Below are 25,225 nucleotides of genomic sequence, written 5' to 3'. Positions count from 1 at the left end.
TCAAGTGAACTACTCCGCCCTTGCGGACGAAGCATCCCCACTTCGCGATGAGGATTTCCTGCTTCTTCCGGGAAACTTGCTATACACTCCCTCTGAGAAGGGAATGTATAGTAGAGGTTTCCCGTCCACAGGCACTAAGGGCAGTCCCGACCCCGCACAAAGAATATTTAGAGAAGCATTATAATCACGATCTGCCACCCAACCACAGTTGGGGCAAACAAATGTTCTGTCAGCAAGAGTAAGGTCGTTTCTCGCATAACCACATTTAGCACACATCCTTGACGTGTTCCTTGGGTCTACCTTCACCACCCTCCTACCAGCTCTTTCAGCCTTGTAGGAGAGGTGATGAAGGAAGAGGGAGAAGTTTGAGTGAAGAATATGCTTCCTAAGGGTCTTGCTTTTTGGTCTCTCTACCATTTGTTTAGTTTAGATCTTCAACGTAAATCTCGTCATATTGTTCCACTAGCCATTTAGTTATCTTGTGTATGTAATCGTTCATAACGTTCTTTGCGTGTTCGTGAAGTTTTGCGAGCTTAACCCTAGTCTTTTCATAGTTTTTAGAACCTTTCTTTTTCCTAGATAATATTCGTTGGACAAGACGTATTTTCTTCTCGATCTTGTCGAACACTTTTGGATTTTCTATAACAATACCATCTGATGTTGTAACTAGTTTCTCAACACCAACGTCAACACCAACTCTCCTACCGTTACTTGGCATGGGTTTCTTTTCAACCTCAGTTTGAAATACAGCATACCAGCCTGTAGCATTTTTCACTATAAGCACTCCCTTTACTCTCCCTTCTAAGGGTCTGTGAAAGAGTACCTTTACGGAACCTATCTTTGAGAGAATTAGCTTATCTCCCTCAACCTTGAAACCAGATTGGTTGTAGTTTATGACCTTGAGGATCTTCTTATATCTAAGCATACTTTCTTTCCTTTCTTCTTGAGTTCGTGAAGTGCTCTAATATTATACCATAATACATTGTTTACCATTTGGAGGGCCTTTGAGTATACCAGTTCCTTTCCCTCCACTTTCAAGTCCTTGATCATTGCTTGGGTGTCACTTGGGGTTATCTTCTTTCCCTCTCTTCTCGCTTTTGTAACTGCGTCTAATAGCGTGTTGTAAACTTTTGCTTCAACTTGCATTACTCTGAGGAGTTTCTCCTCTACTTCTTTAGACGGGTAAATCTTGTACTTGAAGGATAGTTGTACTACGTTACTCTTTCCCTTGGCTCTCCACATAGTTCTTCAGAACCTCTAACGTAACTTGTCCGCTAGTTGCCAAGAAGTAGGATGGGGACCATAGGTGTCCCTTCCATAACTTCTCCTTAACTTGTGGAAATTTTCTCTGTATCTCCCTTGAGGTTATTGTCTTTATAGCGTTTATATACCTTGGTAGGTTAAGGGTTGGCTTAGCCTTGAACAACATGTGGAAGTGATCCTTGTCAACGCTAATGTCTATAACTTCTACTTCGAATGTCTTGCTTATTTCATGAATTGTTTCTTTCAAGAAATTTATGATCTCCTCATTGTCGAACACCTTCCTGCGGTACTTGACTACTTGGACATAGTGGTAGTAAAGCACGTAAATTGAATGTGCACTTCTGTCCAATCTTTTCCGCATAGTTACATGTATTTTTCAAAAACTATAAAAATCTTTCTATAAGGGGGCTATCCCTCACGGAAGGGGACTTTCGCCCCCTTAACCCCCATAAAGTTAAAACCCTATGCGTCATAACAGGGAAAGCTTTATTAGTGTACTATTCATAGTATACTACGTGAGTGAAGTAATATCCGTTAGGTTGAAAAAGGAAATAGTAAAGGAAATTGATGAGCTGGTATCTAGAGGGATTTTTTCATCTAGAAATGAAGCGTTAAACTTCCTAATACTGCAAGGTCTAAATGAGGCTAATAAATGGAAAAATATTATAAGAAAGTCTAAAGAGGTTAAACTGCCAATAATTGAAAAAGGATTGGAAGATTTCCTTTCAGAAAGGGATAGGTATTGAAATATTTTGATACTAGCGTGGTAATACTTCCATTATTGAAGGATCCTAGACGAGATCTTGCAATAAATGAACTTAAGACTGGAGGGATAATATCGGAATTGGGTTTAGTGGAATTGATAAGTTATTTATCAAGGAATTTGAATGAGGATCCACTCCCTTACGCAATTAGGCTACTTACCGAGTTCAACATTAGTATAAAGAGTATAAACAACGTCATAGATACACCATTAGGTAAACTAAATGAACTAATTTACCACGCATTATTTATAGCTAATGAAGTTAGACTAAAGACCTTAGATCTACTTCATCTAGCTTACGTAATATTGTTTCAAGTAGATGAATTCGTAACTGCTGATAAGGAATTCAAGAAAGCTTCAGACTTTCTATCTAGGAGAGGAATAATACTAAAACTTATTGAATAGCTAGCGATGTTGTTTTTGAATTTAATCTTTCACTTATTGAGATATTCCCTGAGCAATTAAGACTTGCACTAATTCTCTATAAAAGAAACACTCTTCATGATCTCGTAAGTATATCCTCTCTAACTCAGGATTTGAACTAGCACAAATAAAAAACTCTAGACTAGTAATTGACGACTAATCGTCCTTGATAGTTCCCATTTCAAGACGTTTCTTCAAGGAAACTCGGATCATGGAAATATTGAACTGTCGCAAAGAGTTAGGGCATTACAGAACAGAACAACTGGACACTAATAAAAAATACAAACTTATTAGTTCACTCAAGCTAAAGGCATTAGAAATCTAAGACAGATCTTGAAAGGTTTATGTGAGAGAATTGTGGATTACATCCTGGCCTTATTGAACGTCATGTATTTTCAAGGGAGATAACTGAACAGCACATACTTGAGGGCTGTACAGTATATTATGAAAACTGATATAATTTTACTACGATATGTCGAATAAGATGACTATATAAAAACTCCGGGCTATTTAATTTGTAGCTCTTTAAGTGATCATTCCATTATAAAGTCTTCTTATTCTTAGAAAAACTCAAAATTTCTAATTATCGACTTTCTTTAAATAATGGGAGAAGTTAATGAGTCTCCTTTTTTATCTTATTTGCAAAGTCTATGAATTTCTTAACCCACTCTCGAATTTCGTATGCATCTTTATCTTTCTCCTTTAGTATTCCGTTTTTTGTAAAGTTTTCTATATCTTCATCGGATAGATTATATCTATTACTCTTCGATATTATATAAGTACTACTGTTTAATATCTGGGACAGTTTGTTAACAATGTTTTGATCTGGTATAATTGGTGGCGAAGGAAGTAAAATAATATCATTAAACGTCTCATACCTATAATATACTTTACCACCTATCATAAATGCTGACAAGGCTAAGAATATACTCTCAGCCTTAAATCCAGTTGTAACGTTTACGTAAATATCACTACCGCGATTTTTCCACTCAATCATTTTAGAGGCTACCTTATCCAATAAATCAGCCAGACCTTTATCGAACTCATCTTCACTATTGATAGATTGGACTACTATATTTTGAGTTTCGTATTTCTTACTATTAAAATATTCTTGTATAGTTTCAGCAGCGAGTTGAGCATTAGCGGAATTTGTAGAGTACAGAAGTATAAGAGTATCATCAGGCTTATGCCCAAATTTTTCAACTGCTTGTTCAATGCTTTGGATCTCAGCAGATGCGCTATTTCCTTTTTTATTAATAAAAAGGAGAAGTTTCGATTTGAGTTCGGAGGAATTAGCTGTAATTTTATCTTGTTTGGGATCGTCAAATTTTAAATATTCCCATCCCTCGATATTTAGTTTTTTTATCTCATTCCTAATATCTTCATCACTAGAGGCATTCCTTAGTAAAGAAGTCCCTACTGCAGAAAAATGTACAACCTTAGTCATATGTATATATTATTACTAGAAATATTTAAGTTTAAATAATAATGAGATCTTTCGTAGGTGATTAAGATCTCCTTCGTAATTTCAGTTTGCTTCTATAGGCCCAAGAGAGTGTCCCGAACGAAAATAATTCAATAAATCTATGTACAAGTTTTTAGAGAATTATTCAAAAGATAAGATAAATAATATAGAAATTTTGAATCTTATCTTGAAGTTAAATATTACGCTTCGTTAGGAATTAGTATAGTGTTCTCACACAAGTTCCTTAGTAATGTCTCCATTTACTAATTATAGATTTTATTCTGAACTCAATGTGATGTAGGACCAATTTTAACTCCTAAAGTTTCTAAAGACTACTAGAGAAAGAAAGATCATGATGATCTCTCTTCCTCTCCTCCCCTTTTCCCAACTAATAACTTTATGATCAAGTTCAGATCATTCTTTAGCTCACCGAATTTCGAATTCATATCAGAACGTAGATCATCAAACCTATTATCAATATGCTCAAATTGCTTATCAACATACTCCTTAAACCTAACAAACTGAGAATCAACATACAACTTCATCTCCTCAAACTTCTTATCCGTATAAACCCTCGACTCCTCAAACTTCTTGTCCACGTAGCTTCTGAGGTCCTCAAACTTCTTGTCCATTTCCTCGAACCTCTTATTAGTCTCCTCAAATTTTTTATCCGTATAAGCTCTCGACTCCTCGAATTTAGTATCAACATAACTTTTAAGATCTTCGAACTTCTTGTTAGTCTCCTCGAACCTCTTATTAGTCTCTTCAAACTTCTTGTCCACGTAGCTTCTCAAGTCCTCAACTTTCTTATTAGTCTCTTCAAACTTCTTGTCAGTATATGTTCTTAATTCCTCGAACTTCTTGTCCACGTAGCTTCTCAAGTCCTCAATTTTCTTATTAGTCTCCTCGAATTTCTTGTCCGTATAGGCCCTCGATTCCTCGAATTTCCTCTCCGTGTAATCCCTTAAGCCCTTAATTTCTTCTTTGACGCTCGTGATCTCCGCCTTAGTATCGTCAAACCTCTTATCAACGTAACTTTTCAGATCGTCGAGCTTCTTATCCATATCTTGCCTCAAGTCATCGATCCTCTTACTACTCAAATACATCATTAGAAATAAGTAGTCTTGCTCAGACAACTTCTTACCCTGCCTAGACTTCTCCACCAAACTCTTAGCGTAATCAGTAACAACATCATTAAGCACTTGAATGAAAACATCCATGAATAAAACTCTTAAAAACCAATATATAAGTATAGAGACGAGCGAAAGTAATAACTCAAACAATACCAACTCCTAACATATAAGACTAGAATTTGACTATTCTTGAGACTAATTTGTGATCGCTGGGGGATGTTTACGATCTTATGTTTGGTGGGCTTTCTCTATCTTCCAAGAAATCTCTTTTTGACTCATTTTCAACGAAGCTACAGTTTATTCTACATTTATCGATTGAATCCATGAGACGTTCACACAAGGATTCCCTAAATTATCTCTTAAATCTGAATAAACATTTATGTTAGTTATTTTGGCTTTAATTTTAATAATTTTTTTATCGTTTACTCTAATCTCTGTTCCACCCTCATCTATTGTAGTAATTTCCGGAATAATTGGGGTTTTGTTAATGAATTTTCGAGGATCACACATATCATCAAATCTTGGCTTATCTGAAAATACTGAGAAAATTGCAGAACTAACAACTGAGACAACTTGGTCTTTTTCAATCCTAACCAAGTTAGGAATCAGATAGAACATCAAAGTAATATTTTCATCCTTTACACTAAACTTAACTATTAAGGGCTTTACATTTATTACTTCAAACAATTGATATTCCGTTTCTCTATTCCTCATCAATATACTCAACCTCTAAGATGCTAATCTTTCCCTTATCGTCTCTGTAAACTACTACTCTCGCATCATGGTACTCAATCCTACTCCAGTTATTGCTAAAGCGTACTATAATACCAGCCTCGTTATCTAGGACAATAGGAGAAGTATAAATGAATTCTGGCTGAGTGTAGCTATTATTATTACTAGTATTACTAGTAGATAGTACCATTGGATTGGTAACAGTATTACCGGCTGGCGTTTGGATCATAAGTTAATATTATATAAAAACGAAGCATTAAATTTCTTTCTAAAAAGATTTTAAGACCACAAGGTAATGCATTACTTGATACCTAACCTAGTGGAGTTAAAGGCAATTATGAGTGTCTTAGCCTTACAAAGTTCTTAGCCTTGCCTTTACAATTTTTTAATAAAATGATCTAAATGTTAAAAACTTTCTAGATAAAGCTATTGATTAGTATTAGTAAGGGAGGGAAAATAAGAAAACTACTATATATCGAAAATAAGATGACTGCATGAGAACTCCCGATTTGTCAACTTGTTCTTCTCTAAACCTTCCTCTACCGCTTTCGAGAATAATTGGGTTTATGTAACCTTTCTTTACATAAGCTTATACTGTTGTTGTTATTATGCAACAAGATATATATTCTAAGACTTTACTAGATCTCTCTTAACCTTAGTATTGTATTTAAATGCTCATAAAATCATATAACTTTTTCACGGATCATCTGAAACTGTTAATAACGGCAGTACGGTGTTATAACCTAAGAAGGAGTAGTTTGTATCTATCATTGACAATACGACATCCTTCTTCACAATACTACCCTCAAGTATAGTATTTACCATTTCTTTCCTTTTTCCGTGAGAAATATCATAACCTAAGCTTATTTTTTCAACCTTACCAGTTAAAATTAACTCCGGATTAACATTTTCTTTAAGGATTAATGGAGTTAAGGTTAAGTAATAATCGTAACTAGCGCATTTGTTTTCAACGTAATTTATATCGTTAACCTTATCAGCGTAAACTGTAGGTGAAGTGACTTGCAGTTGAATTACCCTTCTTTCACCACCTAAATTCACAATTCTCCCATCTAATGATGACAAGTTTTTATCATCCCCTAGGACTATAACACTAAAATACAAACCTTCTTTAGGCATAACATATTTTTCGTAATATAAGTAACTCTCCTTTGTTATTTTCTTATCTCTATCTAAAGCAATTCCAACCTTAGTTATCGATTTAAAGTATCTCTCTATAGAGTATTTTCTAAAGAGCGAGTAAAGTTCAGGCTCCCAATAATCGTGAGTCTCTTGAATTATACTGTTAACTACTTCTAACAATTCCTTTTTATTCTCCACAAGTGCTAGGGAGTCGCCAAATCTAAATGGGTAGAGTAGCTTATCTGTTACAATTAAAGGCCCTATTAATCCTTGGATACCTTGATTATCAAATATTTTCTTTAATTTTTCACGCCACGTTCCATTATCGTTCTCGTGAAAAAATATACTCCCCAACATACCTGCAATAGTTGATGGTCTTGGAATGAATAGCGATTCAGCAAAGTTTCTGCTTCCTATCACATATGGCCCAAACTCACCAGAACCTCTAACAATTATTGGTTCGATCATTCTTATCTTAATCATTATCACGACTTCTCACCACTAAGCAATAGTCTAACCCCTTTAATTACCTCATCTAAAACAGTTGTTTTACCTCCTTTATTGGATTCATTTCCTTCAAGTTTCTTAATCTCAAAGGTAAGGTAATCTAAAAGTTTTTCGATATCATTAACTATTTCACTTGTTTCCCCTTTTATCCTGGAATTAGAATTTATAATATGTTTTATGTAATTTAGAGAATGCTCCTTTCCTTCATCAGTTAGTTTTCCAATTAACTCTTTGAAATCCTCATAGTCGTAAAGGAGACTTTTACTTATCTTGCCCTTCTCATCTTTTATTTCGTTCCTTAATTTCTTCATGAATTCCAATACCTCACCAACATTTTGAATAGGCCTCTCAAAGGAATTAGGAATAATTGCCAGAGAGTTGTTATAGTAAATAAAAGTTAAGTCTTTCTTCAGAACAGCCTGTCCATTTTTATCCATCGTCATTATCATTTCCTTTTCGTCTTCCACTAATTCGTAAGACTTTCTGATAACTAATTGTAATGGATCAGCATAATGTGAAAGGACTATGGAGTATGTTCTTCCTATAATTGCAGGGGCAGTGAAAACTGCGTTATTGATTTTCATGAAACCTTGTTGATGTGGAGTAATAACTGAATCCTCATCGTTTTCAGAATTTCTTATACCTGCAAAAGCTTTTCTACTCTCAATCACGAAATCTAAAGCTTCAGATACTGGTAACATGGCTAGTAAGTCATCTCCCCCTGCGTAAATAACAAAGCCTTTATGTTTATTTACCAAATATATTTCATAAAGCAACGCCCTATTCAAAGCTGCTGAAATTGAGACATGAAAAGCCGGTGATAATATTATCCTTTTGTTATTTAGAATTTCTGCAAAGTATTTAATTGATTCTTTTATAGCATCACTTATTTTAGCATCGTCGGATGATAGTTTACTAAAGCAATTAGAACTAAGACATTTAAATAAATTAGCCCTGGGCTCTTGTCCACATGAAGAAGAGTCTTCTGCTTCCAAAATTAACATCTCTATATAACTTTGTAATTTCTGATTAAAAGTCGCTGCTGAATTCATTAAGTATTCTTTAAGAAATTCTCTTATTACGTCTTCTTTTTCATTGTTCAGTTTTAAATAATCTGAATCAATAATACCAGCTAAATAAGGAGTGAGTTTTCCTTCCAGTAGATCTCCTAAATAATCACTGTCAGCCCTAACTAAAGCGTAATAAGGTGATGGTGTAGATACTGAATATTTCTCTCTCAATAATCTCCTAAACTCTGGATTTTCAGAAAACCACAGTTCCTCTGGGTTTACTTGTAATTTAATTTTAGATTTATCTACAGCTTCATTAAACCATTTCCACAAGGAAATTAATTCTGGTTTTCCACCCTTATTACATAACTCCTCAGAAATTCTATCATTATTATTGCAGATCTCATTTCCCCTTCTGATCAATTCCTCAAATAGTGGAATTGAGGATATATGACTTGTAGAAGGAATGAATATATTCTTTCTTAATTTCTTTATTTCGCTATCATCTAGATCTCTTCGAGTCAGAAGTACTTTTAGAACTCTGGGTTCAGTTGCGATCGCTCTCTTTATTAAGCACCATGGGCATAATCTTTCACCGGGTGAAATCTCTTTTTGCAAAGTTTCATAATCTTCTTCACTTATATCACTAACCTCCTCTTTACTTTTAGGCATTATGAAAACAGCTGGCAATAAGTTACATGAGGTACAATACTCGAAACCTCTTCCGGAAAGATTTTTGTTTTTACTAATAATCTTCTCTACATCTAAACTACTTTCCGGTGATATTTTAACTAGTTTTGATTTCTTAAATTTTTCCACTAATTCCCGATATAAATTATCATAAACATTCCAATTTAAATAATTATTACTCAGACTGACTCTATTTTTTACTTCTTTAACTACCTTAACTCTTATTCTTATAGGTGTGGTTCTCACAATGTCCCCATAGGTAGTTATTGTAGTGAAAACTATTCTCCAGAAAGGATCATCCGTTTTCTCTTTTGCTACTTTACAAATGTTATTTATCAGAATATTCCATCCACTTTCAAATTCATTTTCAATATCCGTTTCAATATCCATTTCATCATTAATCGCGTCAGTCTTACCATTAACGAATTTTAGATCCGGCAAAATCATTGTAATCCTGCCTGGAATTATAGGATAAGGTGGGATCCCTAACTTATCCTCTTCAAAAGAATCATCATTGTTAAAAACGTACTTTTTAACTAACCCTTTAACATAATTCAGTACTGTAACTCTTTCTGGATCGTTTCCGCTAATTCTCTGCAACTTATCTATCATGTAGTAGGCATAAAATTGGTTAAATCTTAAAGAAGGAAAAATAACTACGTCCGGTCCATACTCTTCAACAAAGTGTAAAATTACATGCCACAACAACGCTGAAACCAAGTAGCTTGAAACCCAGAAGTCTCTTGTTTTCCTACCTTTACTTATAAAATCATTAATACCAACAACGTCAATTCCTACTAAGAAAAGGTAGTTCTCACTATCAATCCAGTTTATCGCTGATGCAGTTGCGTAAACGTGATCAAATATTGAATGAGTTGGAGTTCTAGTATCTGCTGGGGAGTTTTGAAAGCCTTTATCTATCCAAAATAATTCATAAATAAGATAAACTAGTTGGTAAAAAGTTAATAAGTCGTTAGGACTAATTAATTTACTTATGTAAGAACTTAAACAATGAAATTCTTTCAATATCTCAAGCAGATCTTTTTCCCTATCGCCATCTATATCAATTCTATAAGAAGGATAGATAATATTTTTTAACTCTATGTTTGATGTTGGAAAACATCTTCCACCCCTATAAGCTATATTCCCTAAATATCTGTCCATAGTTGACGCAAATTTGTCAGCCTTATCGACTTTACCTTTTTCAAATAGAAACATATCAGAAGTAACTACGTTAAACAATCTAATCCCAAATTTCGAATGTGACATTCCCTTCACTTTTTTCTTAGCTACCATCCATGCTTTATTAGGGGGATCGTGAAATAGTGCAGATAACTTATGTTCTAATAGTTCAGATAATGTAGGTAACCTTCCACTACTTTGTGTTCTACTACTCCTGCGAACCATTTACTTTCACCTCTCATCTAAACGATATTTCCCTTAACTGAAAATATGAGTAACCAGTAGAGGTCCTAGCACCTAAACCTTGCAATACTGCAATGCGTAACCTTCTGCAAATCTCCCTACCTAATTCCTGTTGTCTATAATATATGAGAAACCTAAACACTACACCTTCACGAATAGTTAAGAAGATAATTGGCCTAGGTTTTACCTCAGTTTCATCTCTTGCACCAACATAATGGGGTGTCATAACATCTGGGACTAGCAACTCTTCACCTACTGGCTCTATTGGATAAGCATCAGTAAATCCAACTTGACTTATCCCTTCCTCTTCAGAACCAAATATTTCCCTTTCCAGTTCCTCATCATCAATACTACTTCTAATAACACCTTTTATCTCTGAACCAGGAATGTAAGGGACGTTATATACCCAATCAAAGTTAAGACCAATTTCAAATATATTACGCAAAAAGTTACCCGAAACACCAATAAGAGTCCTAGCACTTGTAACGATCTTAACGTCTATTATCGAATAACCACTACTTTTCAAGGCTAGGTATATTTTCTCAAACATTTCCTCTATTTTTCCAATAGTGTCACCATTCAAGATAGAAAATTTTCCGAATTCCTTAGCTAATTTTACCTTTTGCTCCCTATTTATAACCCCATAAAGGTTATACTCTATACTCTTAAATATATAATAAGAGTAAAGGTTATATCGGGTATTTTGAGAATTTAATTTCCCTATTATCTCTTGTAACATTATAGCTTCACCTCGTGTAAGAAAGACAATACATAACTATTCTATTTCTTAATATTTTTATTCTAAAGGGATAAATTTTGTTCATTAAATAACGCGATGAACTCTCCTCTTCATTACACTCAAATTCTTTAGAAAGTATGTTATAATAAGTACTAGCCAATAATTTCTTGTTATCATCAGAGACGAAATTCTGTAAAGAAACTTGAAAGTTCTCATAGTCTAGGAAATAACATAGAGGGTATTTACTACTTCTCGAGGATTTAAATTCCACTAAATTTGAAACCTCTCCTATTTCTTTTACAACTTTTCCAATATCATCAGCATTTATCAAACTTTGTTGAAGATCAGAAATCTTTTTTGCAACTTCTTCATAGCAGAGTTCGCTGTAACAGTTCACATTCTTGATCTGAATACTCCCTATTCCTATTCTAGTTCTTCTCCCATAAAGGGAGAGAATTGCAAATCTCACTTTATTTTCGTCTCTCATTCTATCCTCATCTACGTAAACGTTTAAGTCAAACTTAACTTCTAAAGGCGATACTTCCTCTTGTTTCTCCTCTACTCGTATTGTGAACAAGGACTTATTTTCAACCCCTCCTAAAACTTCTCCGAACTCTTCATCTATTTGATTATAGGGATATAACATCTTCTCGTTTTTAACGTAGCTTACGCCATTATATAGTACTCTATTCCACCATCTCCACAGTCCCTTTATTTCCGTAGGTCTAACGAACTGTTTGTAGAAGTAGTTTTGTGGTCTCCTACTATATCCTCCAGTTTCTGGGCAAAAAAGAGAGAGGTCAGCAGAAAGTAATATCATGTTTATTCCTCCCCGATCAAACCCGTGGCTAGGTTCTTCACAGCTATTAAATATCTCCTTATTAAGTTCTGTATAACTACACTATTCTCATAAATTCTCTCGTAAATATCCATAGTGGTTTTGTTACAAATTGCCATGTTCACGATATCCTTTTCACTTATTATTTCAGTTTTAGTTAAGAAGTATAAAATGACGATCAAGTATAAAAGATATCCCGCCTTCTCTTTTCCTAAATTATTAACATCTTCTAATGCCATTTTAACCCTTTCCATATCTAAGAAATTTAGCTTAAGGAGTATTTCACGACTTTCCTCTGAATGTATTTCCGCTTTCGCAATAATAAATCCAAAAGTACTGAAAAAATCCTCTAATAAGGAATCGATAAGAGACCTTGCTCTACCTCTAAATCCTTGTAAGATCGCTTGATTGTTTACGTTACTTAAGATAATGTTCATTACTTCGATAGCTAACTTATTACTGTCCTTGGAATCCATATTATCTCACCAATACCTTTTCCTATTGTTTCCTTTCCACCAATAATTAAGTAATTCACTTTTTTATATATCATATAGGATAAATGATTAGAGGGTCTATCCGGCTTAACTAAAAAAGCTGAGAAGAAGAGGGTATTTGATGGAGCGTATTCCTCAGTCCACAAACCTCCTCTAACTACAGTTTTCGTTGTCCTATCAATCTTTATTCTCCTCGCCTTAATCATAGATTTCTCGATTATAGCCTTTGCAATAAGATCCTTCAAGACGTAAATTTCATAGCCCTCGAAGACAATTTTCGAGTAATCAGTTACGTATTCCTCATTTAAAATAACTGGCGTCGCATTATTATTAGTAGTTGAATTTTTGCACACATCTTCTTCTGTCACATCCGAAATTTCGCTTAACGCTTTAAGATAATTACATAACTTCTCTTTTATCGACTCAGCTGTAACGTAAACCCAATACCTATCTGAACCATCACCTATATACCTAGCAGGAATGCCTAGAAGAAGTGCGTCAAGAAACCCAATATTTGAAGCTTCTTCCTCTTCATCACCCTCCTCAAAACCCAATCCTTTCTTAACTAACCAGTTATCACTAATAACTTTTAGGAGGTGTGATTTAAATGAACCCTTCAAACTGGATGCGTAAATAGTGGGAAATCCTAGTTCATCCCTTTGAAAAGGAAGGTCAACTCCACTTTCTATAGAACCACCACTACCAACATGAATATTCGTAATAGCTTTGATTATAAAAGGAAATGACTTTGAATAATAATTATTCATTATTTTCACTACTCGGCAATTTTTTGCTAGCTAATATAAGTATAAGTGAACGGTTTAGCCATCTTTTCCAGTTCCTTATTGTTGTTTGTAAGATCATTCAGATTGACACTTGTATTACCTCCATAAAACTTCTTGAGAAAGTTAGATAAGTTATCTCTATCCACTTTACCTATTCTAGTTTCTTTTAACTCATGATTTTTAGATAAAATTAGAATTAACCTTTTATCTCTCAATTTATCTAATAAACTATTTTCTCGGTTCAAAATATATAGTTTATCATAATTTGAATTTGTTATTGTAATTATAATTGCTGAATATTTTGACTTATCAAGTTTTACCTTATCTCCATCTCTTAATGGTAGAATCACTCCCCTCACATAGTCACAAGGATCTCCAGTAAATACCAATGTGTAGCTTTGTTCACTGGCCGTAGCAAAACCTACAAGTGTGAGAATATTAGCGATCATCGGCCTTCCCCTACTAGATATTACATCTGAAACTTTAGGATCTGTTGGTTGTCCAATATTAATACTGGAATTCTCATACTCCCTATCAAGATCTTCATACTTCTCCTTTTTTACAACTGGTACAAATAAATGATGAGCCTCCCACTCTTCTTGTGTATTATTGCTTGATCCTCCACTACTCATAACATTATGAACGTTTTATTGTTTAAAAGTGTTAAGCTTCATATGACTATAAAGTTTTTATACAAAAAGATATCAAATATACTAGTGTTTAACATATATACGAGAATAACTACATAATTTATAACATTATTGAGACATGGTATGTAACGTATTATGTGAACTATATATATAATGGTTGTATATTATATTATGGTGAAGTTAAAAATTCTCTACATAAAGACTCTCAGCACTAAATGAACGTTAAAGGATAGGAATGCATAATCTATCACTTTTCGAGATTATATTGCGGTGAAGCTTCGCTCTTTATCGCTGACAACAGTTTAAAACGAGCAGTGAAGTTTACATTATGATGGAAGAAAAACTATTATCATCAGTGATACATAACCAGTTGAGTGCTTGACAGTCAACAATGTTCTTCTTCTTATTATTATTATACAATTGTAAAAAATCTGATAAACACAGTAGTGGTCACTGTAGTAATCTCTTTAATAGTAGCATACTACGGAAAGTATTGTAATCACAATTCTTAGTGTTAAAGAACAGCATTCCACGTGATAAACCTATCCAAACTCCCTCCTCTTTTCATGCCTAACGTAAGTCTAACTTACAAAACACTACACATTCAGTCACAAAACTTTTAAGCTAACCTTTCAAGATTCCCAACCGCAAAGGCTTTTGACTTAAACCCTCTTCACTAGCCTGTGGTCAATACCTTACCCTCAATCCTTGATATGACAGTGATGACATAATAATAATAGTAGTAGTTATTATGATTGTTATGTCTCTCTTTTTTCTTTTTTAAGTTTATTACTACGCTACTATTATTATTATTCAAACCTTCCTAATCTTAAAGAAGAAGGAAAACTCAGTGTATAAAGAAGGATCAAGCAATGAATCTTTAAATAATGGTAATTGATGAATTTATTTTATGGAAAAAGTTGCTGAATTTGATATTGAGCTTATATCTCCTCATATGGGAGGATATAATGGTAGCCCTTATGATGTAGATTCCCAGTATATAGAACCTCCTAGACCAACTGAGTTCAAAGCTTTATGGAGGTGGTGGTATAGAGTTCTAATAAATGATGGTAGCAAAGACTACGAAAGTTTAGATGAAGAGGTTGGAAAGGTCTTAGGTTCACAAAACGTCGCATCTAATTATATTATTAGAGTTATTCCAGAGTCTTTACCATCTCCTTATGACCGTAAAGTAGTTGATGATGTGATTTCGTTCTTTAAGGAAATATTACCAAATATGCTCAGATCGGAGATCACTCTAAGGAAAATACTACGTAAAGTAGCTGAGAACACTGAAGCCGAAACATTATTAAATAAATGTTTAGCTAATTGTAGTAACGACGTAAAGAAGGTAATAGAAAAAATTAAGAGTGCGTATAAAACTAGATACTTTTTATATATACAACCGAGGAGCAAACAAGGGGAATCTGATATAATATACAAAATTACCAAAAATAGGGAATTAATACTCGATGAAAGTGTAGAGCTTCAAAACTACATTAAGAGAATTATAAACGATACCTTCTTCGTTAATGAGACCTTTACTCTAAAACTTATAGTTTACTCAAGAAAAGATGGAGGAGAAGTTGAGAAGGACTTAATACCTCTCATTTTTGGGTTTATCTTCGGTGGAGTCGGTTCTGGAAATGATAGAGGATTAGGTAGTATTATAATTAGGAATATTTACAGTAATTATATATCGGAGAATCTAAAGAAAAATGTAATAGAATTATTTAGATGCCAGAACCCTGAATGTGCTAACATGAAGTTGGAAGAGATTATAAGAGAGGCTGGAACACATGGTTATTTAATACCTCCTAATGGCACCCCAACATCATACACAAAAGTAGCATCAGCTAAAAGCCTTGGTTATAAAATCTTAAGTTGTAATTCTCAAAACCGATTCCTATGCTTAGAGAAAATTTGGAGCAGTGTACAGAAAGCGAATTGGAAAAAAGTAATATGGGGAAGTTTTAATCAAGACTGTCAGAAGTGTCACGGAGGAAATCTCCATACAGACATTTTGGGATTACCTAGAAGAGGAAGTTCCCGGGATAACAGACGTGGAAGGGGTACCATTACTACTGGGTATAATGTAATTGATGGTAACAATAAAGAAGATAGAAGGAAGTCCTATATATCCTTTAAAGTCATTAACGACAACATAGTACTTCTAACTTACTTTTACTCCTCCGATTTTTACGATAAGTTAAATTGGGTAAGTAGTGAAGAAGGCGAGAAGAGCGTATATGAACTGAAAATTGCAAAACCTAGTGATATACTAAATTGTAGAGGACCTAGTGATATACTCGATTGTAGAGCTACAACTTCTAATAATCCTCCTTATGATAAGTCCACTTATATACAAAATGCAATAGAGTCAGCTATCGAATTCATTGAGAAATGTTTTATTGATAGTTAGCAATTAGACGAGTTTTTCCTTCTCCCTCCTCCTTCTTCTTCTACTGTTACACCTAGTAAAAAAGACCAGTAGCTTTATCCTTAGACGTTGTGAGTCTAATTTCCAAATACGTCTATGTTGTTTAAATAATCATTAATACACCAAGCGTGTATAATATATACGCCTTAGATTTCATACTGGAAAAATTAAACGTATATATTACACGTAATTTTTAGGAAACTACTACATTGAACTTTGATTAGATAATTTTTTAGTTTATTTAAATAATCTACGGGATCTAATCTACTCATTGATTCCATCCTCGCATATTATCCCTAGTACTCCTCTAGCATCTTCAGCTTTTTTACCAAACTGATTAAGTAGAGCTATATATTTAATATCTACTACCTCAATTATCTTATCCCATTTATTATTGTTACACCTCTTAATGAAAATATAAATACCGTCATTGTCGTAACCTAAATCACTAATTTCACAATTGTATTTTTTGCACGCACTCTCTACAGTATGAAGAAACATTATTAAGATCGAAATTACATCTTTATCACTAATACCAAACTCATGACTTAAGGAAATTAGTTTTTTATCAAAATTGATAACGGAATGACGTGGAATAGTTACATCAAACTCCTGACTTAAGGAAATTGGACTCCCAATATTATAGACATAAAAAATTGGAATATTTGTACTTGGACTAGGATTTTGATAATTAGGCTTTATAAAATTAAGTTGTGGAGATATAATTGTTCCCTTAGATCTAACTTCAGTTTGCATTGACACCTATTCATCCCCTTTCATCAGCTGGTTTTAACCAGTCTCTTTAATTTCTAACTCTCATGTAGACCCTACTCTGAAGTATTTAGCTTCCTCCAAATTAACTATGAGAATAAGCTTATTTACTGCCACTTCACTTAAAGATGAAGAATCCACATCGCTTGAGGGAAGTCTGGCTGCTATTTGTGGTTCATTTTTAATTACTTCTCCAAAATTAAGTTGTACCATGTAATTCCCAGTTTTTACATCATAAGTTGACATCGCACTAGTTAGCCTCACTTTCATGTGTATTATCTTGTGCGTACATGTATTTATATCTAATATTACGCGGAGTGTTCTCATGCGGATATCTTATTTGATATATTACGGTAAAATTATATCAGACTGGAAATTTTTATAATTACTCATCTTGATCTAGAGGTAACCACGAAACTAGAACATACAAAATAGTCTAAGAAGCTTTATGCACAAGGGCAGTTCAGTAATAAACATTTCTCGATCTAACTTTAAGCATAGTGTTAACAATTGCCACGCCTTCTTTCAATTCACGTGATTAGGAGAAGGTCACTTCACCTCATTATACTAAACGCACTATCCTAGCCTACCCTTAAGCCTCATGCGACTCGTGAAACTTGAGAATTGGATCACGAGAGCACTGAGTCAAAGTAAGGAAGTAGAACGCAAATACTTATTACCCCTCTTAGAAATCCTTTCTGATCCCAACCCTACCACTGGATCAAAACCACAGTAGGCAATAAAGGACTTTCTTAAAAACACTTAATATCCCCCTACAACACCAATTCCAGCTAGTCTCCCTACTCTGGAATAGCGAGCAACACTGAGACACCATTTGAGAACTTCTCCAACCCCTCATCACTTACATCGTTTGTAACGAGGAAGAGAGTTCCCCTCAATTCTCTTGTTTTATCTGTATATAAGAGGTAGAGTGAGACTAGCTCCTTCTATTCTTCAGCCTTATTAACCATGTTTTCAAGTTTCTCAGCGTCTGTTTTCTTCCCCCTTAAGTTTGGGCTTATTTGTAATACCTAAACCCCTTAGATTCTGTACCTCTTTTTTCTCATATCTCCTCTACTAGTATATCCCACAAAGAAAATGTAAAAGGGGAGAATTAGCTTATGCTTATACTAATAATAATAATAATTACGTTTTCCTCTTCCTTACTCTAATCCCTAGTACACTTCTTCTCATAAGCTTAAATATTAATTTAGAGATAATAATCGTAAGGCGAACAAAGTGATAAGTTTTCCTACCAATTTTAAGTTCGGCTGGTCTCAATCTGGATTTCAATTTGAGATGGGTAGTTCAAGTTCTAAAGATCCTAATAGCGATTGGTATGTTTGGGTCCACGATAAAGAGAATATAGCTTCTGGATTAGTGAGCGGAGATTTTCCAGAGGATGGACCTAATTATTGGGAGAATTATAGAATTTTTCACGATAATGCTGAAAGAATGCATTTAAAAATAGTCAGATTAGGTATTGAATGGTCAAGAATCTTCCCTAAACCTTTACCTAAACCTGTTACAGAAAATCAAAAAGATATAACGGAAGTAGAAATAAATGAGAATATATTGAGAGAAATGGATCACTACGCCAGTAATGACGCAATAAATCATTATAGAGAAATATTCAAAGATATTAAAGATAGGGGAATCTTCTTTATACTGAACATATACGTGTGGCCTTTACCACTATGGTTACACGATCCAATCAGAATCAGAAATGGAGACCTTACTGGACCTACAGGATGGTTAAGTCCACGTTTAGTTTACGAATTTGCAAGGTTCTCAGCTTACATAGCGTGGAAATTTGACGACTTAGTAGACTTATACGTTACGATCAATGAGCCAAACGTGATTTGGGGAAATTCGTTTATTCCCTCAGTGAAACAGAGTTTAGAACTTAGGGAAAAGGCTTATTACAACCTCGTTCAAGCTCACGCTAGGGCATACGATGCCATAAAAAACATTTCAAGGAAACCAATTGGAATAGTTTACGCTAACACTTCATTTCAACCGGAAAGTGAAAACGATATTGAAGCAGTAGAAATAGCGGAATATGAAAATAGATGGAGATTTTTTGACGCCATAATAAGAGGGGAAATTAATAAACAACAAGGGAAAGAAATAACTATAATAATAAGAGATGATCTAAAAAATAAAGTAGATTGGATAGGAGTAAACTACTATACAAGAGCTGTTGTAAAAAAGACTGAAAAAGGGTATACAAGAGTAAGCGGATATGGTCATGGATGTGAAAGGAACTCCATAAGCGCTGCTGGTTTTCCGTGTAGCGATAACGGTTGGGAAATGGCACCAGAAGGATTATACGACGTACTTGTTAAATATTGGAACAGATATCACATACCCCTCTACGTCACAGAAAACGGTATTGCCGATGACGCCGACTATTTAAGACCATACTCTTTAGTTTCTCACATTTATCAAACTCATAGAGCAATAAATGAGGGAGCTGACGTTAGGGGTTATTTGCACTGGTCTTTAACAGATAACTACGAATGGGGTGTTGGCTTTTCGATGAAATTTGGTTTATTAAAAGTAGACTATAACACTAAAAAATTATATTGGAGACCCTCAGCGTTTGTCTATAGAGAAATAGCCAAAAACGGCGGAATAACGGATGAAATAGAACATTTGAACAGAATGCCTCCTATACAATTATGTCGATGTAAGAAAGAAAAATTGGAAAAATAGTTGTTTTTCCTCCTTTTTAGCATTTTAATGAAATGGGGAAGAGTGATCAAATACTTTACAGTGAGAGATTTTCCTCAAATTTTTTCTTAATGTTTACATAGTAATTATATATACTTATATGTGTGTATATGTACGTATATCACTGCAATAATTAATAATATATATATAAAGAAGAAAAATAATCACAATTTTTAATGTGACCTTCCTCTATCTAGAGAATTTGTTATCTCTCAATATTATGGTATCATTTTCAAAATTTGTTCCATTCCATTACCACCGGGGTAAACATTTTCTATGAGATAAATACCTTGCTTATTTAAATATTGTTTCACAATTTGTGGAACGGAGTGTAAAGAAGCAACGATCATTAATTTAGGATCAAATATGCATTTATAAGGCAAAATTTGAGTATCAATATTCTTTTCCCATACTGAAAATTCCAAATTCTTAGCTTCAATAATCACATCAACCTTCAAACCCTTTTCCAGATCCTTACAACTTCTAGCATTACGTAAAATTGCAATGTCTGGTCTAAGCGGAATACTTTGACCACCTTCCACACATCTCTCAACCTTCTCATAAATTCCTTGTACCCATTGAACCTTATTGTACCATAATTCCCCATCACACATTGTGTGAGGGTAAAGATCAAATTCATGCCAGACAGAATAATTACCATAAACAAAAATCGGAACAGACGAGCTTTGTTTAAAGTCTAATCTAAGTTCGTTAAGCTGATGAGCACGTGCTTCCAATATCTTCAATACAATCCAAATTTGATGAATCTCCTTTGTTAATCCTTGTAGAGAGTAATCCCTCGCTTTCTTTGAGTAAGGTATTAAATAAGCTACAGGGTAAGATGCGTTCCCCTTAATTGTAGCATCTAATAAATTCGGAAGACCATAATAAGGTGTCGAAAAACCAATCTGTTTTGCATATATTACCGCCCATTTATTAACTAAGTTGCTAATTTCAGCTAACATGGGTACATAATACTTCTTCCAATCGCTTTTCATGAAGTTAATTTCTTGTCTCGATAACCAAGCAAAATTAAATCTATTTAAATAGGATAAAGGTTTTCTACTAGAATTTTTAAAAAATAGAAAGAAATTGTTATATTTAGCAAACTCTTCACCACTAAATACATTAACTGAATCGAAAAGACCACTGTTTGAAGAAAGAACTTCAATAATGGTCTTATTCTTTATTACGTCAAATGGAATCCAATAAGTAATAGCCTCACCCCCACCTTCCTTTACGTTAGCGTATCTAGAAATGTGATAGACACTATCACCCTCCTCCACGAAATAATACTCAGAAGACTTCGATAACCCTTTATTATATTCTTTAACCTTAACCTTAAGGGGAATCGTAGCACTCAACCTTTTAAAATCTGAAATTCCACTTAAAACTCCATAACTTACATTATTTAAACGTAAATTATCTAGAATAAAACTCGCAATAGAGTATATTGTTGCAAGCGTTTCCTTATCGTATTGGAGGTTAACGTCAAAATTAGGGAGACTAGCGTTAACGTTACCCTTATCAAGATAACTATCGTAATGGTAATAAATATTTTCAGCAAGTTTAACCAGTTGAGTACTAGACAAACCCTTAAAATAACTATCAATAGCGATCCTAGTTGATAAATCATATATTTTTTTACTATCCTGCATATGAAAAGTATAGAAACGAAAATATATAAATTTTCGGTAAATCTAAAACCGTAGATCTCACGGATTTTATTGAGCTTTAACGCATTTTTAAACATAAATTATGCTTCTAACATTACTGAATAAAAAACAATTGTCTAGTGAAAAAAGCCTAGAGGTAAATGAATCACTTTACTACTATGTCATTTGATAAGAATCCCACTAGATACTTCTTTTTGTAGAATAATATTAGTAATTACCACATCATTTCGAAGAACGAAGTGTTTAACGTTAAAGGCAAATTGAACCAAAGGTTCTAATTAATACTTACGTACGAACGAAAGATTATTAACCTAACCCAGTGGGAAAGCCTTTGATCTATTTCATCACTTACATGAAGGGCTATCCTCTCTATATATTTTATACACAACATCTCCTTTTAATGGAAGTAAGAAAAGTTGACGATAAGGGCAGAGTTTATTTAGGAAGCGATTTTCTCAATAAAGCACTGCAATAATAAAAAGGTCTTTTTCATCCGCCTTTTCTTTATTATCTGTTATAAACATACCGTCATTGAGAGGAGAAAGCATGAGTTTCTCAAAAAAGGAACTCTTTGAATTCTTAGGTGAACCGTCTGTAGAGGAAGAGATCGAGAGAAAGAAGATTTTCATCAATACAAACATAATAATAAGTAAGTAAGTAAGAAAATACTTTCAATTCAAGATATCGTCATCACTAAAAGTGTACTTCACAACTTTGCAGAGTTTATTTACGAAAAATATGTAAAGTTAACTAACGCCTCTCAAAAGAACAGAACATTAGGACGCTTCAAGTTATTTAAATACTAGGAGAGTTACTTAGTAAACATGCATCATTAGTTATTCATTCTTATGAAGACTATTTCAACGCGATCAACCTAGCTGTTAGTAAAAATATAGACGTTACTGACAATATCTTCTATTAAATTTAAAGGAATTATATTTACCAAGAACAGTGATTTTGAAAGAGTAAAGGAAATGGTAGAGGTTGCTTTTACTAAATAGGACTCTAAGCTAAAGGAGAGTCACAACGTTTCTCAATCTTAGTATAATATTTAGCAATTTTTACGGGAATCTATTATCCATTTTAGAAATATAGAAAGAAGATCATGCGTCAATAATCTTTACGTAATAAGTCAGTTAGACAACAGGTTATGTAATAACCTCAATAGCCTTTCCTATTGAGTTTTCTAACTTAATTTAAATATGTAAATTTACCTTAAACCTTAAATACTAACATAGATTCTCTTCAGATTTAAGTAATCGTAAATAGTTAAAGCGTAAATAGCATAAATACACCTTATATTGGAAAAATTAAACGTTATATACTACACATCATTTTCAGGAAACTACTGCGTAAGCTAATGACAGCAAGGAGTGTTCTCATTAGTGATCCCATTCGACATTTATTGTAAAATCATATTAAATTATCTCTAATAATAATATACTGTTATTCTAGTTTAATTATTTTAACTCTTGATAAGATTACTATTACTGATTCTAAGTTTTCTAACTTGTACTTTATTCCAAAAATTAGGTTTCTTCGAAAGAAGTATTAATTGTTCTAGTGTTACAACGTTTATTCTTGTGAGTCCACTAATTTACGGCATAAATTTGAGGTGAATTTCCTCAAAAGTAATAGCTGTAAAGTTAACTGGATAAAAGTTTATAAATACAAATTTATATTCTATATACGCCTTGAATAAGAAAAGAGACGTACTAAAAGAGTTTTATGAAGAACATTATGCTAAGATTGAGTTGACTCGACACATGAAGAAAAGGGTGGAACTAACAGAAGAAGCGATTAGGAAATATGCTAGGAAGAAAGAATCTATCCTAGAAATAGGTTGCGGGACTGGTGAGAATTTATATAATTACGTTTCTTGGTTTGGTTTTAATAAAGCTTATTGTGTAGAAATAGCTACTGCAGCAGAGGATAAAATAAAGGAAAAAGGAATTAATCCCCTCATACTTGATGTAAATACCGATAAAATTCCTTTAGCGAATTCTTCAATAGATGTCATAATTTTCGAAGAAGTTATAGAACATCTTTACAATTCTGATTTAGTGATGAGTGAAATAAAAAGATTACTAAGATCTGAAGATGGTATCCTTATTTTAAGTACTCCAAACCTTTCATCATGGATAAATAGACTAGTTCTATTACTGGGTTATCAACCTTTTTCCCACGACGTCTCGTTTTTGGGTGGATTTGGAAGGATTAAATATAAGACTCAAACTAACGGTCATATAAAGTCTTTTACCTTAAGAGCTATGATCAACTATTTATCCTTTTTTAATTTTAAAATTTTAGAAATAAATGGGGTTGAGGGTGATGGTATCTCTGGATTTTTAGCAAAAGTCGATTCATTATTTTCTAAGTTCCCTAGCCTTGCTTCTCATATGTTTATAGTTGCTAAGAACTAACTCAGAATCAACAAGAATTTGAAATATTAAATAACCGTACTTCTTGCATTTACAATTCTTTTACCGTAAACTATCCTCACAAGGTTTTCATTAGACAATGCTGGAACTTTATATTCCCTACTCATAGTTCTCATAATAGTCTTAGTTCTAGTTTCAGCCTTTAGGAAATCCAGAGGATGAGTTACAATATTTCTTATAGCGTTTTTAATAAGATCAGTCTTAGTCATTTCCTTAATACTAAAACCTTTCGACGTAAGATATCTGGGTATTCTTACTATGTTTCCTTCACCGTGTAATTCAATACCCAAAAGTCTTACATAGTTTAGCCACTCCTCCCTTTTAAATACTTCACTTTCAGCTCCCTCTATATCCATCTTTACCACACTAAATTTTCCTAAGGAATCTATTGTTACTGTATCAACTTCGATCTCTCCTTCCTTTTCATCCACTCTACTACCGACTCCATTATCTCTTATTTTAACCTTCAAACCATCGGTGAAATATAGTGCTTTATTAACTAGAACTACATTCTTCAACTCATTTAGCTCAACGTTCCTTTTCAACAACTTAAAAGCCCAAGGTAAAGGTTCTACAGCAACAACTTCCTTAGCTTTTCTTGCAACTTTTATAGTAAAATCTCCAATAAAAGCTCCAGCATCAAGGACTACGTCATTATTATTAACTCTCAGAAAATCCCATTCTCCAGCAATAAAGGTAGCATAATAAACATAACCATACTCGTCTGGTATTTCAATCCTACTTTTACCATAACTAAATATCATATTTACAATACCACATTCTACTTAAAATAGTTTTCTTTTTTGATTAAATATGATGGAGGAGAGTTTCTATCCTTATTAAACGGAACCAGCATTCCTAGGATAGTAGTTTCTTGAAAATGACGTATATTATGTGACGTTTAATTTTACCAATGCAAGATAAAGGTATAAATTATTTATACTATATACACTTCAACTATTTACAATTACTTAAATCTTTTCGAGGAGAATCAATATTAGTATTTAAGGTCTAAGGTAAATTCACGTAAAGTGGTACTAAGAATAAAGAATTTTTAGATCTAGAGAAACATAACTAGGAATATGTAGAAGATAACATTTCCAG

The 25,225-nt window shown here is 33.5% G+C and carries 21 protein-coding genes and 2 pseudogenes; 5 read left to right on the top strand and 18 right to left on the bottom strand.

The features are described from left to right. Positions 1-9 precede the first annotated feature (9 nt). Positions 10-1,242 (bottom strand): annotated as a pseudogene (locus GFS03_RS04165) (RNA-guided endonuclease InsQ/TnpB family protein). Next, entirely contained in the window at positions 1,217-1,624 is a 408-nt protein-coding gene (tnpA, locus tag GFS03_RS04160) for an IS200/IS605 family transposase (RefSeq protein ID WP_153422644.1), read from the bottom strand. Before tnpA ends, GFS03_RS04165 begins: the two are co-directional and overlap by 26 nt. A gap of 154 nt (positions 1,625-1,778) precedes the next feature. Here tnpA and GFS03_RS04155 point away from each other — a divergent pair, with 154 nt between their 5' ends. Together GFS03_RS04155 and GFS03_RS04150 are read left to right on the top strand one after the other, a co-directional pair. Further along, positions 1,779-2,009, top strand: a complete 231-nt coding sequence (locus GFS03_RS04155; protein WP_153422643.1) for a ribbon-helix-helix domain-containing protein — start codon at positions 1,779-1,781, stop codon at positions 2,007-2,009. After that, a complete protein-coding gene (locus tag GFS03_RS04150; RefSeq protein ID WP_238699190.1) occupies positions 2,006-2,431 on the top strand; it encodes a type II toxin-antitoxin system VapC family toxin in 426 nt (141 codons plus the stop codon). The genes GFS03_RS04155 and GFS03_RS04150 overlap by 4 nt, the downstream gene beginning before the upstream one ends. A 631-nt stretch (positions 2,432-3,062) precedes the next feature. On the opposite strand, the gene GFS03_RS04145 is transcribed toward GFS03_RS04150, so the two are convergent. From GFS03_RS04145 to GFS03_RS04095, 11 genes are all read right to left on the bottom strand, one after another. Then, a complete protein-coding gene (locus GFS03_RS04145) occupies positions 3,063-3,896 on the bottom strand; it encodes a putative CRISPR-associated protein (RefSeq protein WP_153422642.1) in 834 nt (277 codons plus the stop codon). Positions 3,897-4,264: 368 nt separating this feature from the next. Continuing rightward, positions 4,265-5,134 (bottom strand): hypothetical protein, encoded by an 870-nt coding sequence (locus GFS03_RS04140; RefSeq protein ID WP_238699188.1) that lies wholly within the window; start codon positions 5,132-5,134, stop codon positions 4,265-4,267. A 210-nt stretch (positions 5,135-5,344) separates the two neighbouring features. Continuing rightward, positions 5,345-5,761 (bottom strand): hypothetical protein, encoded by a 417-nt coding sequence (locus tag GFS03_RS04135; RefSeq protein WP_153422641.1) that lies wholly within the window; start codon positions 5,759-5,761, stop codon positions 5,345-5,347. Then, positions 5,751-6,008, bottom strand: coding sequence for a hypothetical protein (locus GFS03_RS04130; protein WP_153422640.1), 258 nt, complete (start codon positions 6,006-6,008; stop codon positions 5,751-5,753). Before GFS03_RS04130 ends, GFS03_RS04135 begins: the two co-directional genes overlap by 11 nt. A 467-nt stretch (positions 6,009-6,475) precedes the next feature. Then, positions 6,476-7,402 carry a type III-B CRISPR module-associated Cmr3 family protein gene (locus GFS03_RS04125; protein WP_238699267.1) on the bottom strand — a complete coding sequence of 309 codons (927 nt, stop codon included), beginning with the start codon at positions 7,400-7,402 and terminating at the stop codon, positions 6,476-6,478. 2 nt (positions 7,403-7,404) lie between these two features. Continuing rightward, positions 7,405-10,533 carry a type III-B CRISPR-associated protein Cas10/Cmr2 gene (cas10, locus tag GFS03_RS04120; RefSeq protein WP_153422638.1) on the bottom strand — a complete coding sequence of 1,043 codons (3,129 nt, stop codon included), beginning with the start codon at positions 10,531-10,533 and terminating at the stop codon, positions 7,405-7,407. A gap of 13 nt (positions 10,534-10,546) precedes the next feature. Beyond that, positions 10,547-11,290: a type III-B CRISPR module RAMP protein Cmr6 gene (gene cmr6 / locus GFS03_RS04115; protein ID WP_153422637.1), complete on the bottom strand. Its 744-nt coding sequence runs from the start codon at positions 11,288-11,290 to the stop codon at positions 10,547-10,549. Between the two features lie 7 nt (positions 11,291-11,297). Continuing rightward, complete coding sequence (gene cmr1, locus GFS03_RS04110) at positions 11,298-12,110, bottom strand: type III-B CRISPR module RAMP protein Cmr1 (RefSeq protein WP_153422636.1); 813 nt, start codon at positions 12,108-12,110, stop codon at positions 11,298-11,300. Positions 12,111-12,112: 2 nt separating this feature from the next. Beyond that, positions 12,113-12,604 (bottom strand): type III-B CRISPR module-associated protein Cmr5, encoded by a 492-nt coding sequence (cmr5, locus tag GFS03_RS04105; RefSeq protein ID WP_153422635.1) that lies wholly within the window; start codon positions 12,602-12,604, stop codon positions 12,113-12,115. Continuing rightward, entirely contained in the window at positions 12,577-13,389 is an 813-nt protein-coding gene (cmr4, locus tag GFS03_RS04100) for a type III-B CRISPR module RAMP protein Cmr4 (protein ID WP_153422634.1), read from the bottom strand. The genes cmr5 and cmr4 overlap by 28 nt, the downstream gene beginning before the upstream one ends. Positions 13,390-13,415: 26 nt before the next feature. Next, positions 13,416-14,039 carry a type III-B CRISPR system CMR subunit Cmr7 gene (locus GFS03_RS04095; protein WP_153422633.1) on the bottom strand — a complete coding sequence of 208 codons (624 nt, stop codon included), beginning with the start codon at positions 14,037-14,039 and terminating at the stop codon, positions 13,416-13,418. 928 nt (positions 14,040-14,967) lie between these two features. On the opposite strand from GFS03_RS04095, the gene cmr1 (GFS03_RS04090) reads away from it, so the two are divergent. Beyond that, a complete protein-coding gene (gene cmr1 / locus GFS03_RS04090; RefSeq protein WP_153422632.1) occupies positions 14,968-16,479 on the top strand; it encodes a type III-B CRISPR module RAMP protein Cmr1 in 1,512 nt (503 codons plus the stop codon). A gap of 282 nt (positions 16,480-16,761) precedes the next feature. Here cmr1 (GFS03_RS04090) and GFS03_RS04085 read toward each other — a convergent pair whose 3' ends face one another. The 3 genes and pseudogenes from GFS03_RS04085 to GFS03_RS13510 form a co-directional block, all read right to left on the bottom strand. Further along, positions 16,762-17,259, bottom strand: coding sequence for a hypothetical protein (locus GFS03_RS04085; RefSeq protein WP_153422631.1), 498 nt, complete (start codon positions 17,257-17,259; stop codon positions 16,762-16,764). 54 nt (positions 17,260-17,313) lie between these two features. Then, positions 17,314-17,538: a hypothetical protein gene (locus GFS03_RS04080; RefSeq protein ID WP_153422630.1), complete on the bottom strand. Its 225-nt coding sequence runs from the start codon at positions 17,536-17,538 to the stop codon at positions 17,314-17,316. A gap of 328 nt (positions 17,539-17,866) precedes the next feature. Further along, positions 17,867-18,299, bottom strand: a pseudogene (locus GFS03_RS13510) (IS110 family transposase); the annotation flags it as partial. 208 nt (positions 18,300-18,507) lie between these two features. Between GFS03_RS13510 and bgaS the strand changes: the two are divergent. Then, complete coding sequence (bgaS, locus tag GFS03_RS04075) at positions 18,508-19,986, top strand: beta-galactosidase BgaS (RefSeq protein WP_153422629.1); 1,479 nt, start codon at positions 18,508-18,510, stop codon at positions 19,984-19,986. Positions 19,987-20,222: 236 nt separating this feature from the next. On the opposite strand, the gene GFS03_RS04070 is transcribed toward bgaS, so the two are convergent. After that, positions 20,223-21,662, bottom strand: coding sequence for a hypothetical protein (locus tag GFS03_RS04070; RefSeq protein ID WP_153422628.1), 1,440 nt, complete (start codon positions 21,660-21,662; stop codon positions 20,223-20,225). Between the two features lie 1,712 nt (positions 21,663-23,374). Between GFS03_RS04070 and GFS03_RS04065 the strand changes: the two genes are divergently transcribed. Then, on the top strand, positions 23,375-24,103 hold the full coding sequence (locus GFS03_RS04065) for a class I SAM-dependent methyltransferase (protein ID WP_238699186.1): 729 nt from the start codon (positions 23,375-23,377) through the stop codon (positions 24,101-24,103). Positions 24,104-24,129: 26 nt separating this feature from the next. On the opposite strand, the gene GFS03_RS04060 is transcribed toward GFS03_RS04065, so the two are convergent. Then, positions 24,130-24,885 (bottom strand): FkbM family methyltransferase, encoded by a 756-nt coding sequence (locus tag GFS03_RS04060; protein WP_153422627.1) that lies wholly within the window; start codon positions 24,883-24,885, stop codon positions 24,130-24,132. Positions 24,886-25,225: the final 340 nt, after the last annotated feature.

This window comes from Sulfolobus sp. E5-1-F (assembly GCF_009601705.1).
Classification (GTDB): Archaea; Thermoproteota; Thermoprotei_A; order Sulfolobales; family Sulfolobaceae; genus Saccharolobus.
Note: the sequence above shows the minus strand (reverse complement) of the source record. Positions and strands in the feature narration are given on the sequence as shown.